At 35.3% G+C, this 16,341-nt stretch carries 14 protein-coding genes; 10 read left to right on the plus strand and 4 right to left on the minus strand.

From position 1 onward, the window contains the following. The first annotated feature begins 114 nt into the window (after positions 1-114). Positions 115-747 (plus strand): polysaccharide deacetylase family protein, encoded by a 633-nt coding sequence (locus EQG63_RS01270; RefSeq protein ID WP_129433583.1) that lies wholly within the window; start codon positions 115-117, stop codon positions 745-747. Here the strand turns inward: EQG63_RS01270 and EQG63_RS01275 are convergent, their stop codons facing one another. Beyond that, the gene (locus EQG63_RS01275; protein WP_129433587.1) at positions 748-1,044 is read right to left on the minus strand and encodes a thioredoxin family protein; all 297 of its coding nucleotides are present in this window, start codon (positions 1,042-1,044) and stop codon (positions 748-750) included. 52 nt (positions 1,045-1,096) lie between these two features. Next, positions 1,097-2,332, minus strand: coding sequence for a metallophosphoesterase (locus EQG63_RS01280; protein WP_129433590.1), 1,236 nt, complete (start codon positions 2,330-2,332; stop codon positions 1,097-1,099). A 123-nt stretch (positions 2,333-2,455) separates the two neighbouring features. On the opposite strand from EQG63_RS01280, the gene polA reads away from it, so the two are divergent. From polA to EQG63_RS01300, 4 genes are all read left to right on the plus strand, one after another. After that, a complete protein-coding gene (polA, locus tag EQG63_RS01285) occupies positions 2,456-5,305 on the plus strand; it encodes a DNA polymerase I (RefSeq protein ID WP_129433593.1) in 2,850 nt (949 codons plus the stop codon). Positions 5,306-5,440: 135 nt separating this feature from the next. Beyond that, positions 5,441-5,695 carry an autorepressor SdpR family transcription factor gene (locus EQG63_RS01290; protein WP_129433596.1) on the plus strand — a complete coding sequence of 85 codons (255 nt, stop codon included), beginning with the start codon at positions 5,441-5,443 and terminating at the stop codon, positions 5,693-5,695. 2 nt (positions 5,696-5,697) lie between these two features. Beyond that, complete coding sequence (locus EQG63_RS01295) at positions 5,698-6,333, plus strand: SdpI family protein (protein ID WP_129433599.1); 636 nt, start codon at positions 5,698-5,700, stop codon at positions 6,331-6,333. A 4-nt stretch (positions 6,334-6,337) separates the two neighbouring features. Next, the gene (locus tag EQG63_RS01300) at positions 6,338-7,648 is read left to right on the plus strand and encodes a serine hydrolase domain-containing protein (RefSeq protein ID WP_129433602.1); all 1,311 of its coding nucleotides are present in this window, start codon (positions 6,338-6,340) and stop codon (positions 7,646-7,648) included. Here EQG63_RS01300 and EQG63_RS01305 read toward each other — a convergent pair. Both EQG63_RS01305 and EQG63_RS01310 read right to left on the minus strand, forming a co-directional pair. Continuing rightward, on the minus strand, positions 7,645-8,670 hold the full coding sequence (locus tag EQG63_RS01305) for a LacI family DNA-binding transcriptional regulator (RefSeq protein ID WP_129433604.1): 1,026 nt from the start codon (positions 8,668-8,670) through the stop codon (positions 7,645-7,647). The genes EQG63_RS01300 and EQG63_RS01305 overlap by 4 nt on opposite strands. Before the next feature lie 61 nt (positions 8,671-8,731). Next, complete coding sequence (locus EQG63_RS01310; RefSeq protein WP_129433607.1) at positions 8,732-11,365, minus strand: DUF5916 domain-containing protein; 2,634 nt, start codon at positions 11,363-11,365, stop codon at positions 8,732-8,734. A gap of 276 nt (positions 11,366-11,641) precedes the next feature. Between EQG63_RS01310 and rplM the strand changes: the two genes are divergently transcribed. The 5 genes from rplM (at position 11,642) to EQG63_RS01335 (ending at position 16,267) form a co-directional block, all read left to right on the plus strand. Next, a complete protein-coding gene (gene rplM, locus EQG63_RS01315; protein WP_129433610.1) occupies positions 11,642-12,097 on the plus strand; it encodes a 50S ribosomal protein L13 in 456 nt (151 codons plus the stop codon). Further along, the gene (gene rpsI / locus EQG63_RS01320; protein ID WP_129433613.1) at positions 12,097-12,483 is read left to right on the plus strand and encodes a 30S ribosomal protein S9; all 387 of its coding nucleotides are present in this window, start codon (positions 12,097-12,099) and stop codon (positions 12,481-12,483) included. The genes rplM and rpsI overlap by 1 nt, the downstream gene beginning before the upstream one ends. A 141-nt stretch (positions 12,484-12,624) precedes the next feature. Continuing rightward, positions 12,625-13,383, plus strand: coding sequence for a 30S ribosomal protein S2 (gene rpsB / locus EQG63_RS01325; RefSeq protein ID WP_129433616.1), 759 nt, complete (start codon positions 12,625-12,627; stop codon positions 13,381-13,383). A 122-nt stretch (positions 13,384-13,505) separates the two neighbouring features. Further along, positions 13,506-14,468, plus strand: a complete 963-nt coding sequence (tsf, locus tag EQG63_RS01330) for a translation elongation factor Ts (RefSeq protein ID WP_129433620.1) — start codon at positions 13,506-13,508, stop codon at positions 14,466-14,468. A gap of 167 nt (positions 14,469-14,635) precedes the next feature. Beyond that, positions 14,636-16,267, plus strand: coding sequence for a hypothetical protein (locus tag EQG63_RS01335; RefSeq protein ID WP_129433623.1), 1,632 nt, complete (start codon positions 14,636-14,638; stop codon positions 16,265-16,267). Positions 16,268-16,341 lie beyond the last annotated feature (74 nt).

A 16,341-nucleotide genomic window follows, 5' to 3' on the forward strand; every position in this document is an offset into this window, starting at 1 on the left:
AAAAGTGCAAAACAAAAAAAACGGAGTACGATACTAAGATTTCAAATTTTAGTATCGTATTTCATTTATGACAAATTCATTTCGTATTTTGTACTTCTAATTTTTTGTTTAAAGATGTTTTACTGGGTAAAGACAAATAGATTCATCAAATGGTTATTTAGTAATCAGGTATGGTCGATTCCGAATTCTAAAAACAACATTTACCTCACCTTTGATGATGGTCCCACACCCGAAATTACCGAATGGGTTTTAGACCTATTAAAACAAAACGAAATCAAAGCCACGTTTTTTTGCATAGGAAAGAACATTGAACAAAATCCGGAACTATTCAAAAACCTACTCCAAGAAGGACATGTTATAGGAAACCATACTTTCAATCATGTAAATGGCTGGAAAACTTCGACTGAAAACTATCTGAAAAACGCCGCTGAATGTGAAGGAGAAATCTCTAAACTAAATACTGAAAAGAGCTTATTATTCCGACCGCCTTATGGAAAAATTAAACCTTCGCAATCTAAAAAAATCAGAGATCTAGGCTTTAAAATAATCATGTGGGATATCTTAACTGCAGATTTTGACGCTAGTATTTCACCTGAAAAATGCTTTGAAAATGCTACAAAAAAAGTGGAAAGTGGAAGTATCATCGTATTTCACGACAGCAAAAAAGCCTTCGAAAACATGAAACATGCTTTACCAAAGGCTATTGAATATTATAAACGCAAAGGGTTTACCTTTGAAACGTTGTAATTATAATTGTTCTTGTACCAGATTAATAATCGTATTGGCATCTAACTCTCCAGATTGACGCCATTTCATTTGCCCTTCTTTATAAATCATTAAAGTAGGCAATCCTTTTATACGAAGTGCTTCTGCTAATTCTTGATTTTTATCAACATCAATTTTTATCACTTTTGCCTTGTCACCAAGCGCTGCCGCCACATCTTTAATTACAGGATGCATGGATTGTGATGACTCATTCCAATCGGTATAAAAATCGATTAAAACGGGTACTTGAGCACTGATAAGTTCTCCAAATTTTGACATAGTTTATTAGTTTGATTAAACTTTGTTATACAAATATACTGTTTTTGTTAAATTAAGCTATATTTTGTCCTTTTTTTAAACGAATCACAGTAATTTCAGGCATAATTCCTACTCTACCCGGATACGCATGAAACCCAAAACCTCTATTTACATACACATATTTCCCCAAATGCTCATAACAACCTGCCCATTGTTTGTACATGTATTGCGCCAAACTCCATTTAAAATAACCTGGTATTTCTATTCCGAACTGCATTCCATGAGTATGACCACTAAGGGTTAAATGAAAATGTTTTTCGTGATGTTTGACTATTTCTTCCCAGTGACTTGGATCGTGACTCATCACTACTTTAAAATCTTCCTTAGTTAATCCATCAGCCGCTTTATTAATATCGCCCATCGAACCAAAATGCTTGCCCCAATTTTCTACGCCAACCAATGCAATTTCTTGATTGTCTTTTTTGATTTTCACATGTTCGTTCAGCAATAGTTTGAAATCGATTTGACGGTGTAAGTCTTTAATTTCTTCGAAATTTTTAGCTTTTTCTTCTTCAGAATTCCAATCCAAATACGCCCCGTAATCATGATTTCCTAAAATGGAATACTTCCCAAAAGCAGGTTTTGTTAATCGGTTGAAGGTTTCAATCCACGGATGCATTTCTTCTGCTTTGGCATTCACGATATCCCCCGTAAACAATAAAATATCCGATTGTTGCTCGTTAATCAAATCGACTGCATAATTGATCTTTTCAGCGTTGTCAAAACTTCCCGAATGAATGTCTGAAATATGAGTGATGGTAAAACCATCAAACGCATCTGGTAAATCCGGGAAAAATAAATTTTGTTTGATTACTTTATAATTGTATTTCCCTTTGGTAACTCCATAAATTAGAGATAAAAACGGAATTGCTGCCAATCCCAAGGCAACCTGACTGACAAATCTTCTTCGGCTTGGAAAAAAGCTTTCACGATTATCGTACTCGATAAAATAATTGGTCACTCCCGATAAAAGTCTAAAAACATCTTCACCAAACATAATTGTTGCTAAAACAATTTTTGGAAGGTAAACCGTTAATAATAATCCCAATGCAAACAAACTGTTTTTCGTTTGCCCAACCTTTCTATCAAAATTAAAGATGGTATAAAATATATAAACATACAAAAGCAAACTTATTACCACATAAGCCCATAAAAACCATTTAGATCTCAGCAAAGTCCTAAAAGCCTGAAAAGCATATATTTCAACAAAAAATAAAATAGATGCCAATATTATAAATCGAAGTATCATTTTAAAAATTTTACACAAAATAACAAAGAAAGTCAACACAATAGCTTTTTGTTAATCAAATTTTAACTAAAAGATATTTTCTTCTTTTATGAATGCTTATTTTTACATTCAAATTTTTTGAAAATGTCACAAAAACGCTTATTTCTACTCGACGCATACGCTTTAATTTTTAGAGGCTATTACGCCTTTATCAAAAACCCAAGAATCAACTCGAAAGGGATGGATACTTCGGCCATTATGGGTTTTATGAACTCCTTAATGGAAGTGATTCGGAGAGAAAAACCGGATCATTTAGCCGTTGCCTTCGATAAAGGAGGAAGTGATTTGAGAAACGAAATGTTTCCCGAATACAAAGCGAATCGTGACGCCACGCCTGAAGCCATTAAAATTGCCGTTCCGTACATACAAGAATTATTAAAAGCCATGCACATTCCTATTATGGAAAAAGCTGGTTATGAAGCTGACGATTTAATAGGAACACTAGCCAAACAAGCCGAAAAGGAAGGCTACCAAGTATTTATGGTAACGCCCGATAAAGATTTTGCGCAATTGGTTTCCGAAAATATTTTCATGTACAAGCCTGCCCGAATGGGTAATGATATAGAAATTTGGGGTATTCCAGAAGTGTTAGAAAAATTTGAAATCACCGATCCGCTTCAAGTGATTGATTATTTGGGAATGATGGGTGATTCTGCCGATAATATCCCAGGTTTACCTGGGGTAGGAGAAAAAACAGCTAAAAAATTCTTGGCAGAATATGGTTCTTTGGAAAACTTATTGGCCAACACTCACCAATTAAAAGGTGCCATAAAAGATAAAATTGAAGCCAATGCCGAATTGGGATTGCTTTCCAAAAAACTAGCCACTATCCTACTCGATTGTCCGGTTACGTTCGATGCTAATGATTTCGAATTATCCAAACCGGATGTAGAAAAAACTGATGCATTGTTTCAGGAATTGGAATTCCGTCAAATGAAAACGCAATTTGACAAATTATTCGGTTCTGGAAAGGAATACGATGAAATTGATACTAATGGCAATGACAACAATCAAACAGCGGCAAAAAAAACAGCGGCAAAAAAAACCAATTCGGAGCAATTTGACTTGTTTGGATTTTCGGATGGAGAAGATTTGACTGAAAGCAGTAATTCGTTTTATGCGACTTTAGAAAATACCGAACATTTTTACCAAATTGTACAAGGTGATTTACCAACGAAGTTGTTGGTTCAAAATTTAGCCAATCAAACTTCGGTTTGTTTTGACACCGAAACTACGGGCATCGATGCCTTGAATGCCGAATTAGTGGGCATGTCATTCTCTTACGAAAAAGGGAAAGGCTTTTATGTTCCGGTTCCTGAAAACCAAGAAGAAGCCAAAGCGTTAGTTGAAAAGTTCAAGCCTTTTTTCGAAAATGAAAGCATCGAAAAGATTGGACAAAACATGAAATACGATTTAAAAGTATTGGCCAGTTATGGAGTGGAAGTGCGTGGTAATTTATTTGACACAATGATTGCACATTACCTGATCAATCCGGACATGCGTCATAATATGGATGTATTGAGCGAAACCTATTTGAAATATTCCCCAAAATCGATTGAAACGTTAATTGGTAAAAAAGGAAAAAACCAACTTTCGATGCGCGATGTCGCTTTAGAAGACATTAAAGAATATGCTACCGAAGATGCTGATATTACCTTACAATTAAAAGAACACTTTCAGCCTATTTTAGAAAAAGTAGGCACCAAAAAATTATTTGACGAAATTGAAATTCCATTAGTGCAAGTATTGGCCGATATGGAACGAGAAGGAATTAATTTGGATGAAGAGTTCTTAAAAGCCATGTCGGTAGAAATGGAAAAAGAAATTGCCATTTTTGAAGAAAAAATATATGAAACTGCGGGTGAGAAATTCAATTTGGCTTCTCCAAAACAATTGGGTGATATTTTATTCGATAAATTAAAAATTGGCGGTGCCAAACAAAAGAAAACTAAAACGGGACAATATGCTACTGGTGAAGAAGTATTGAGCTATTTGGCGAATGAACATCAAATCGTTAAGGATATTTTAGAATGGCGCCAATTGGTTAAGTTAAAAAGCACCTATGTGGATGCTTTACCGGAACAAGTGGATAAAAAAACGCAACGTGTCCATACCGATTACATGCAAACAGTGGCGGCTACAGGCCGTTTGAGTTCTAACAACCCAAACTTACAAAACATTCCGATTCGTACCGAAAGAGGCCGACAAATTCGTAAAGCATTCATCGCAAGAGACGAAAATTACACCTTACTTTCTGCCGATTACTCGCAAATTGAATTGCGTATTATTGCTGCTTTGAGTGGTGAAGAAAACATGATTGCGGCATTTCAAAACAAAGAAGACATTCATCGAAGCACCGCTGCTAAAGTTTTTAATGTGCCTTTGGAAGAAGTGACTAAAGAGCAACGTAGCAACGCTAAAACGGTCAATTTTGGAATTATTTATGGAGTGTCTGCCTTTGGATTGAGTAATCAAACTGATTTGTCACGAAAAGAAGCTGCCGAACTGATTGATGCCTATTACCAAACCTATCCAAAATTAAAAGCCTATATGGCCAACCAAGTCGACTTTGCAAGAGAAAATGGCTATGTGGAAACGATTTCGAATCGCCGTCGTTATTTGAAAGACATCAACTCGGCCAATGCCATCGTGCGTGGTGGTGCCGAACGAAATGCGGTAAATGCTCCTATTCAAGGTTCTGCTGCCGATATTATCAAAATTGCGATGATTAACATTCATAAAAAATTAAAAGAAGGCAACTGGAAATCGAAAATGCTTTTACAAGTGCACGATGAGTTGGTTTTTGATGTACATCATTCCGAAATCGAAAAAATTCAACCAATGATCAAATACGAAATGGAAAATGCTTTTCAAATGGCCGTTCCATTGGAAGTGGAAATGGGATTAGGAAAAAACTGGTTGGAAGCACATTAATTTTGACCAACAGCGTTCTTATTTTAAAATTTAAAACCCAACCCGACAGGAACTTAAAACTTGTCGGGTTATTTTTTTTGCCATTCCTTTTGTCATTTCAAATATTATTTAGACATTTGTCTAAATATCTAAATTATGGATTCCATTTTTAAAGCCTTGAACGATGAAACCCGGAGAGGCATTTTAGAATTACTTCGACAGAAGGACTTATCAGCAGGTGAAATAGCCGATGAATTTCACATTTCAAAACCCAGCATTTCGCATCATCTCGATATTTTAAAAAGAGCCGACTTAGTCAGCAGCGAAAAAAAAGGACAATTTATTGTCTATTCGCTCAACACTACCATCGTAGATGATATTATAAAATGGATAATCACTTTAAAAAAATAATCATGGACAAAATTAAAAAAGAATTCCCTTACCTAAGTATTGCAATCTTACCTTCAATTTATTTGGCTTATATATGGAACAAACTACCCGAAAAAGCACCCATGCACATGCAACTCAATGGTGAAGTAGATCGCTGGGGCAATAAATCGGAATTACTATTTATGATCTTTATCCTGACCGGATTTATGTATTTACTTCTTCTCTTTTTACCCAAAATAGACCCCAAAAAAAACATACAAAACATGGGCAAAAAATTCGATTCACTCCGATTAATAATTACAGTTTTTCTATCTGTTTTGGCCATCTATATTTTATACTCTATTCAGAACCCAAATACAAAACCCACGTTACTATTTCCACTTGTTGGTTTACTAATAGCTTTTTCCGGAAATTATATGAAAACCATAAAACCTAATTATTTTATGGGCATCAGAACTCCGTGGACATTAGAAAACGAAGAGGTTTGGAAAAAAACACATTTGCTTGGAGGAAAACTTTGGTTTATTGGAGGAATATTAATGACCTTAACCTTTTTCCTAGAACCTCAATTGCAGTTTTATACTTTTATGAGCATTGTTGTCGTTATCAGTATTATCCCTATCGTTTACTCCTATTTAGAATTCAAAAAACAAAAATAAAAACATGAAAAAACTATTTCTCCTACTTATCGTATTACTTTCTTTAAGTACAACAGCACAAGACAACAAACGACTTACTAAAATTGATAGTTTGTTGACTTATTTAAACAATAATAATAAATTCATGGGGCAATTGAGCATTCGTGAAGGAGACAAAGTAATTTTTGAAAAAGCGTATGGATATGCCGATACTGAAACCAATCTTAAAGCGAATGGTCAAACCAAGTACAAAATTGGTTCTATCAGTAAAACGTTTACCGCAGTGATGATTATGCAGCTTATTGAAGAAAAGAAGTTAAAACTGGAGACCCAATTAGCCAAATATTACCCACAAGTGAAAAATGCCGAAAAAATAACCATTCATAATTTATTACACCACCGCACAGGTATTGTTGATTATTTGAATGCCGATTCGACTACTGTGCCGACAAAAAACTATTCGAAAGAAGAAATGATAGGCAAAATTTCGAATTACAACTCCTTGTTTGAACCCAATTCGAAATACGAATACAGTAATTCCAATTACTATATCTTAGGCAGAATTATCGAAGATGTGACTAAAAAAACGTACGCCGAAAATCTTGAAAACAGAATTATTAAAAAAGCACAACTGCAAAACACCTTACTTTCACCAAAAGTAGATACAAAGAACAACGAAAGTTATTCTTATAATTTCTTAGACGATCAATGGACAAAAATTAACGAATGGGACATGTCGTTAGCTTTTGGAGCAGGTGACATTGTTTCGACATCTTCTGATTTGACAAAATTTTTTCATGCACTATTTAGCGGAATACTAGTCAAAAAAACGTCTTTAGACGAAATGACCAAGTTAGAACAATCCTATGGAAAAGGATTACTTACCCTTCCTTTTGGAGAGCGTAAATTTTATGGTCATACGGGAGGAATTGAAGGCTTCCGATCGGTTATAGGGTATTATCCGGCAGAAAAATTAGGAGTTTCTTTAATCGTGAACGGAGATAATTTTAACCGTAACGACATTATGATTGGGGTTTTGAGTATTTATTACAAAATGCCGTATCAATTTCCGAACCTTGTATCTATTAAAGTGAAACCGGAAATTTTAAATGGGTATGCGGGCGTGTATTCTTCGGCACAATTGCCAATTAAAATTACGATTAGAAATAAAAATGGTGAAATGGAAGCGCAAGGGACAGGTCAAAACGCCTTCACTTTAAATGCCATAAACGAAACTACTTTTGTTTTTGATGCCGCCAGTATTAAATTGATTTTTAAAGACAAAAACATGACTTTAAAACAAGGTGGTGCCGAATATTTATTTACTAAAGATTAATTGGGTTTTCGAACAGAATCTCGGTAACGCAACTCCGTTTTTATAACGGTTGTTTTATAACTGTTCTTTTCGGCTTTATTTTCGATGCGTTCAATCAATAGTTTGGCTGCTTCAGCACCGATTTCTGGTCCGTGCTGACTGATGGTAGCCAAACTTGGCGTCAATCGGCGTGACCAGGCACCATCAGCAAAACCCACCATTGACAACTCATCTGGGATTTTAATTCCCTTTTTAACTGCCAATTTCATGGCCAAAGTCGACGCGTGCTCGTCTAAAGCAAAAATACCGTCGACTTTAATGTTGTCAATTAAATTCGCTAGCTTCACATCAAATTCTGCAACATCATTTACGGCAATAATTAAATCATTATCTACCGCAATTCTATTTACTTTCAAAGTATCCAAATAACCATTGATACGAAGTTGCGAGACACTTAAATTGGCTTCACAGGTTAACAAAGCGATACGTTGACAACCTGAAGTAATTAAATGTTGTGTGGCATGTACCGCCGAATCATAATCGTCAACTACCACTTTATCACAATCAACACTATCAGAAATTCGGTCAAACATGACAATCGGAATTCCTTCTCGAATTACTTCTTTAAAATGGGACGTTTCATTTTTCTTTTGCGTCTCTTCTGCAATAGATAAGATAAAACCATCGACTGTACCGTTGCTCAACAAATCCATCGCCTGTTTCTCTTTGGTAAACGATTCATTCGAAATATAGGTAATCACGTTATAGCCTTTAGCATTCGCAAATTTTTCGATTCCGCTAAAAACCTTGGCAAAAAAAGGATTCAATATATTCGGAATAATCACCCCTATCGTATTAGTGCGCTGTCTCTTTAGGTTTTGCGCCATACTATTGGGTTTGTAATTGCTCAGTTTTGCAAATTCTTTGATCTTTGTTTTGGTTTCTTCACCAATTTCGGGACTATCTGACAACGCTTTGGAAACCGTAGAAACAGAATATCCTAATTGAATTGCAATTTGCTTTAACGTTGGTTTTGATTTCATGAAAACACTCGATTGAAGTGTAAAAGTAATTATTAATCTGTAAAATTATGGCTTTAAGCCTTTACAAAACAAATCGGTAGGTGGCTTTTATCAGAAAAATGTTTTCCGGTTTTTTATCTAATATCTGCGAATCCAAACCTCTGAATAAATCGGCTTTTGGATCAGCCAGACCATTCATTCCTTGCGACCAAACTAAAAACAATTCGGAACCCGGAATGTATTCCCAACGCACTACTAAATTCGAACGAAATTGTACTTCCGAAAAATCAGGATTGGCAATCTGATAATCGACCACACCATTACTATCTTCATCTACTAAATAAGAATCGGAAGCTATATCAAAACCAATTTGTGTGGGATTATAAAAAGCAACTCGGTCTTTATAATTATGAGCGGTAGGATTTGTAATACTATTAAATGATTTATATAATCCTCGTGATATAAAAGGCTGCCCATAATACTGAATGGTTAAATTCGGATTGATACTATAATCCAAACGCAGTGTTGCACTTAATGTGTTTTGCTCCAAATTAGCAGTGATGTACCTTTTTTGAGTACCATAATCCACTTCGGTTACATATTGTGTTTTGTTTTTATTGATATTATAATTCGGACTCAAAGAAAAAGTAAAAGCATTAAAAGGTTGATAGGTAAATCCAGAATCAAACTCTAAATAAGAAAACGAATTCTCTTTTCCTGACGATGAATACACTCCGAAATTATAGCGGAATTTTTTTCGAGAATCGGAATTGATATGAACGTATTTGAACACTTCTTCTGAAAAACGAAATCGTGGACCACCTCTTAAAATAGTGTTCGAATAAACAAAGGGCTTATAGACCACTTCCGAATTTACATTCCAATTGTTTTTGAAATTGATATTGGTATTGATTCCTGTTTGAAGTCGGTTAAAATTTCCTTCAAAATCAAACGCCGTAAACTGATTAAAGCCAACATTAATTTTTCTAAAACTTCCAAAAGGTTTTAAGCTTTGATAATACAACCCACTAGTCTGTTTCATTTCATCGGCTTGTCTTAAAAATCCAATATCATTGATTTCCAATTCTGGTGAACGCCACATGAAGGCACCATTATATCGCCAATGTCCTTCGCTCGATTTCCCTATTTGAATTTTACCTCCAGTTCCACTTAAGGATGTTTTATTCGGATCCACATCCACATGACTGGCATCTACTCGTTGAAACAAGTGCGTCAAGGATTGTTGTGTTAAGGCTATTGCCTCTTTACTTCCGTTAACATGGCTGGCAACAAAATTTCCGTTAAGGAAATATTTTCGGTTCTTCCAATTGTGTTGGAAATCGATACCGCCCGTTAACGCAGATTTTCTAAGGAAATTCAACTCTCCATTTTCCAAATTTCGTATTGTCGAAGTAACGATCGTACCAATATAACTATTTCTATTATTGAAATCCTTTTGCGCACGTGCTACAAAATAATTGGTCATCGGTTCTACAATTTCTTTTCTGCTGGTCATACCATCCGAAATTTTAGCGTGCTCTTTATCGGTAACTGTTTCTAAAACACCCAAGGACCATCCATTTTTAGTTTTTCCACTAAACTTGGCGGCACCTAAAATGGTAGTATTGGTTGGTTTTTTCGCAAATTCACCACTTCCTAAGTTCACGAATCCTTGCGGACTTCTTCCAATTCTGCGGGAATAAAACACATTATCCGAACCATCGGCAAAAGCAAAATCGAAAATATTCTTGTTTTCCACAAAAAAAGGCCGTTGTTCTCGAAAGAAAATCTGAAAACCATCCAAAGCAATCGCAGCTGGATCGGCTTCCACCTGACCAAAATCAGGATTGATGGTCAAATCTAAGGTCAAGTCATTTGTAATACCAATTTTAGCATCTACGCCCCCATTTATTTTTTCATCATTCCCAGTTCGAAATGGATTGCCTTCTTCCTTTTGATAAGTTTCCGCTTGGGCCACCATAAATGGCTGAATTTCTAATTGTTTCTGAGGTTCAATTCCTTTCAAACCTCTTAATTCTCCAAACTGACTTACCCAACCTGGAGCGTCTTGCGGAATTCTTTGCCAAACGGATCGTTCTTCGGCTCTGAAAAATCGACGTTGCACCTGAATACCCCATACTTGTTCCTCAGCATTTCCGAATTTTAATTGGCTAAACGGAATTTTTAATTCGGCCGTCCAACCTTCTTCGTCAATATTGGTTTTAAGAAACCAAATGGGATTCCAACTTCCGTCCCACATATTTCCATTATTGGATATAAATTCATCTCCTTTTACACCAGAAACCGACGAAGTAAAGGAAAATCCGGTTCTTTTATCGTTGTAACTATCAATATTGACTTCTACCCAATCGCCTTCAAACCCGTCTCTTCTGGAAAGTCTTTTTACAATATCTTTCGGGCTTTTATCATAGCATCTAAAAGCCAAATAAAGATATTTTTTATCATACATGATTTTGAACTTGGTTTGTTCGGTTGGAGCGGTATTTTCATCGGGTTCGCGTTCCAAAAAGTCACCGGTCCACTCTACAGTTTCCCAGCTTTTATCATCCAACTTTCCATCAATTTCAGGCGCAGGTTGATCTTCAATACTTTTAGTGGTATAAACTCTTTTCTCAATATTTCCTGAATTTTGACCAAAAGTGACGCCACACATAAAGGAAAAAATTACAATTACAACTCTTGTATTCGTCACCATAAACTGAAAGCTAAATAAAAACGTATTAAAATTACTGTTAAAGTCAGAGAGTATAAGCGGTTTTAAACTTTAATTAACAATTTTAACTCATAAGTCAAACCCAGTGCATAACGAATGACTCCAAAAAGCAAAAAATACGATCAGAATTTTCTTCATTAAGCAATTGAAATTCAATATTCAAAGAATTTTTCAAAACCTTTTTGCTTTATTAATAAATAATTGTACTTTTGCACTCCCTTAATTGGGAATGGAATGTTTAATTAAAAAGTAATTATTGTGAACACATTAAGCTACAAGACAGTATCAGCCAACAAAGCTACCGTTCAAAAGGAATGGATCGTTGTTGACGCTGAAGGTCATAACTTAGGTCGTCTTGCTTCAAAAGTTGCGATGCTTTTAAGAGGTAAGTACAAGCCAAGTTATACACCGCACGTGGACTGTGGAGATAACGTAATTGTTATCAACGCAGAAAAAATCAACCTAACAGGTAACAAACTAGAGGAGAAAACGTACGTTCGCCACACAGGTTACCCAGGAGGACAAAGATTCTTAACTGCTAAAGTAATGCAACAAAAAAACCCTGCATTATTAGTAGAGAAAGCAATCAAAGGAATGCTACCTAAAAACAAATTGGGTGCTGAGTTATTCCGTAATTTAAATGTAAATGTAGGTCCAGAGCACAAACAAGGCGCTCAAAAACCTAAAACCGTTAATCTAAACGATCTTAAGTAATGGGAGTTATTCACAAAATCGGTAGAAGAAAATGTGCCGTGGCACGTGTTTATGTATCTGAAGGTACAGGAACTATCACTGTAAACAAAAGAGCTTTTGCTACTTATTTCCCTACTGCTACTTTACAGTACAAAGTTTTGCAACCAATGTCTATGACAGAAAATGCAACTAACTATGACGTAAAAATCAATGTATATGGTGGTGGTGCTACTGGACAAGCTGAGGCTGTTCGTATGGCTATCGCTCGTGCAATGTGCGAAGTAGGAGAAGGAAATAGAGCAATCTTAAAACCTGAAGGATTATTAACGAGAGACCCAAGAATGGTTGAACGTAAAAAATTCGGTCAGAAAAAAGCTCGTAAGAGATTCCAATTCTCGAAACGTTAATATTTATTATTATTTATTAAAAACTAAGTTATTGTTGCTCTTTCTGCCGAGGCAGAAAATTAGTTTAGCATCTAAATGGTTAAGACCTGAGAAATCGCTACTTGATCATTGCTAATTCAACAGAACGTAAACTATTACAAAATGGCAAATAAAATAGAAGTTAAAGACTTACTAGAAGCTGGTGTTCATTTCGGACACATGACTAGAAAATGGGACCCAAACATGGCTCCTTACATCTATATGGAGCGTAATGGTATTCACATTATCAACCTATACAAAACAGCAGCAAAAATCGAAGAAGCGAACGAAGCTTTAAAGAAAATCGCTGCATCTGGTAGAAAAGTACTTTTCGTAGCTACCAAAAAACAAGCTAAAGACATCGTTGCTGAAAAAGCAGCGGCTGCAAACATGCCTTACATCACTGAAAGATGGCCTGGTGGTATGTTAACTAACTTCGTTACTATCCGTAAAGCTGTTAAAAAAATGGCTTCTATCGACAGAATGAAGAAAGACGGAACATTTGATACTCTTTCTAAAAAAGAGAAATTACAAATTGATCGTTTGCGTGCAAAATTAGAGAAAAACTTAGGTTCTATCTCTGATATGTCAAGATTACCTGCTGCGTTATTCGTAGTAGATATCAAAGCGGAACACATCGCAGTAAAAGAAGCTCAAAAATTAAACATTCCAGTTTTTGCAATGGTGGATACCAACTCTGACCCACGTCAAGTTGAGTATGTAATCCCTGCAAACGATGATGCTTCAAAATCAATTGACAAAGTATTATCATTAGTTACTGCAGCTATCACTGAAGGTCTTGCAAACAGAACTTCAGATAAAGAAGTAGAAGCTACTGAAGAAGCAAAAGTTGAAACTACAACGGCTGCTTCAGAAGAATAAATAAAATTAAGTTCCAATCTCAAAATTCCAAATTCCAAAATTTTAGAAATAGAATTGGTGTTTGGGATTTGAGAGTTGGAATTTTTTCCTTTTAAAAAACAACATTTAAAATTTAAAATACTATGGCAACAATTACTGCTGCAGACGTAAATAAATTAAGACAAACTACAGGTGCCGGAATGATGGACTGTAAAAAAGCTTTAGTTGAAGCTGATGGGGATTTCGATAAAGCGATTCAAATCCTTAGAGAAAAAGGACAAAAAGTGGCTGCTAACCGTTCTGACCGTGAGTCTTCTGAAGGAGCTGCTGTTTCTTTTATCAATGCTGACAACACAAGAGGCGCTATCATCACTTTAAACTGCGAAACTGATTTCGTAGGTAAAAATGAAGCATTCGTAACGTTAGCTAAAGAATTAGTAGAAAAAGCAATCAACTTCTCTTCTAAAGAAGAATTTTTAGCTTCAGATTTCAACGGAATTACTGTGGCTGAAAAATTAATCGAGCAAACGGGTGTTATCGGTGAAAAAATCGAAATCGGTGGTTTTGAAATTTTAGAAGGCGCTTTCGTTGGATCTTATGTTCACGTAAACAAAATTGCAGCATTAACTGCAATTTCTGCACCAATTGCTAATGCTGACGTTTTAACAAAAGACATTTCTATGCAAGTGGCATCTATGGGAGCAGATACCTTATCTTACAAAGATTTTGACCCAGCTTTCGTAGAATCTGAACTTGCTGCTCGTATTGCAGTTATCGAAAAAGATAATGAAGAAGCAAAACGTTTAGGAAAAACGTTGAAAAATGTTCCTAAATATATTTCTTTCTCTCAATTAACAGAAGAAGTTTTAAAACAAGCGGAAGAAGATGCGAAAGCAGAATTAAAAGCAGAAGGCAAACCAGAACAAATTTGGGACAAAATTGTTCCAGGAAAAATTCAACGTTTCATCTCTGACAATACTTCTTTAGATCAAGAAAGAGCTTTATTGGATCAAAACTTCATCAAAGATGACAGTAAAAAAGTAGGTGATTATGTTAAAGATTTCAACGTTGAAATTACAGGTTTCAAAAGAGTTACTTTAGGATAATAACATCTTAAACTTATATATTAAATCCCGATTACATATTGTAATCGGGATTTTTTTATGTTTTTTCTTACAAAAAAAATTTAAAATCTAACTAAAATTAAGGATTGTTTCATACCATAATTTAATCCTATATTTGTAAAGAACAAACTAACCCAAAACATTTGCATATGAGAATAAGAATACTATCACTATTGTTACTAATCTTCTCTTTCTCAATAACTAACGCACAATCCAAAGTTAAAAAAGGAGTTACAAGTAAAAAAACCACTAAAAAAACAACTTCAGTTAAGGAAACAGATAATTCACTAGAAATTGTCGACAAAGAAATTGTTGAAGAAGCTCCTGAATCAAATCCATTAAAAGTAAAATACAGAAGAAGTTCGCTCTACACCTTAATGGTAGATACTCCCGGTATGCCTTATGCCGATTCAATTAAAAAGTATTTTGTTACCAGTAAAATTCCAGATAAGTTTAACAACCATAATCTAAAGACTCGAATTACAGACAGGGTTCCCTCTGTGTATAATGGAGCTGCTTCGCCAAACTCTAACACAAATAACGCAATGATGGCTGGATTGGTAGGACCCACAAACGGTTCTTCAAGTAGTCCTGATGCACTCATGAACGTAATGAATACGCTCTCTCAATCTACCGACACTCCTTATTACAAAGAGTATATGGCGGAACGAAAAAGATTAGAAGATGAAGCCAAAGAAATTGGTGTTACCAAAAAGAAAAAAATCACCGAGTATATTGACAAAAGAGTGACTTTTGATAATGAAAGACATCAAAAAGAGATCTACGATTTGATGCCACAAGAATACAAAGACCAACTTAAATCAATTCAAAAAGAAACGAGCAATATTGCTAGAGAACTAGTAGCCAAGTGGTTTGATCGATCACCTAAAGGCGGCTTTAACATGAGTTTGATTAAATCAAGAGGAAATTATGACGCATCAGTATTGGATATTGCCAAAGCAAGAGCTAGTAAAAGAGGCCTAAGCATGCTGGGAGATGCCGGAGAAGAATTAATTAAAAACACATTTGTATTGGTTAACGAATTCAAATATACCGACAAAGAAGAAGTAGCAAAAAAAGCCAGTGGCTGGTTAAATGCAGTTTCGCAAGTAGCAAGCTATGTTCCGGGTGGTTCCACTGTCTCTAATGTTAGTGCCGTAACTTCAGTTGGCGTTACCATAGCAGGAAAAGGGTATATCGTAAAAACAAAAGCACATTTATATCGATTGGACTGGAATGAAGAAGTTGCCGCCAAATTTTACAATGACTTTTGGGCAACTGACAAAACCATTACAGCAGAAAAGAAGAAAGCGTTCGATGAAACAGATATTTTTAAATTGATATATGTGGGAACTGACGAATCTTGGGCTGATGTACAATCCTCAATTTTTACCAACAAAACAGATTTGAAATTAGTGGAAAGAGCCACCATGAAAGCTATGGATGCAGTGATCGTGAAACTTCAAAAAAACCACGACGAATTCAAAACCAAAACTCCATTATACAGCAGTGATCCTCTAACCGCAAAAATCGGATTAAAAGAAGGACTTTCTGCAAAGTCTGTATTTGACGTTTTAGAGCAACAATTAAATGAAGATGGTATTCCGCAATATGTAAGTGTTGGACAAGTAAAAGTGGACGATGCCTTCCCTATTTGGGATAATCGTTACGGTGCTGATGTTGAAAATCCGAACATTACTACCGACAAAACTTACTTTAAAAAAATTAGCGGTAAAGATTTGTATCCAGGCATGTTATTGGTTCAGAAAAAAGGAAAATAATTTATTGCCATTTGTTAAAATGAATTAAAATAAAACTACACTAGATATTGCACTTAAGAACGAATAAACGTATA

It is taken from the genome of Flavobacterium amnicola, assembly GCF_004122165.1.
Classification (GTDB): domain Bacteria; phylum Bacteroidota; class Bacteroidia; order Flavobacteriales; family Flavobacteriaceae; genus Flavobacterium; species Flavobacterium amnicola.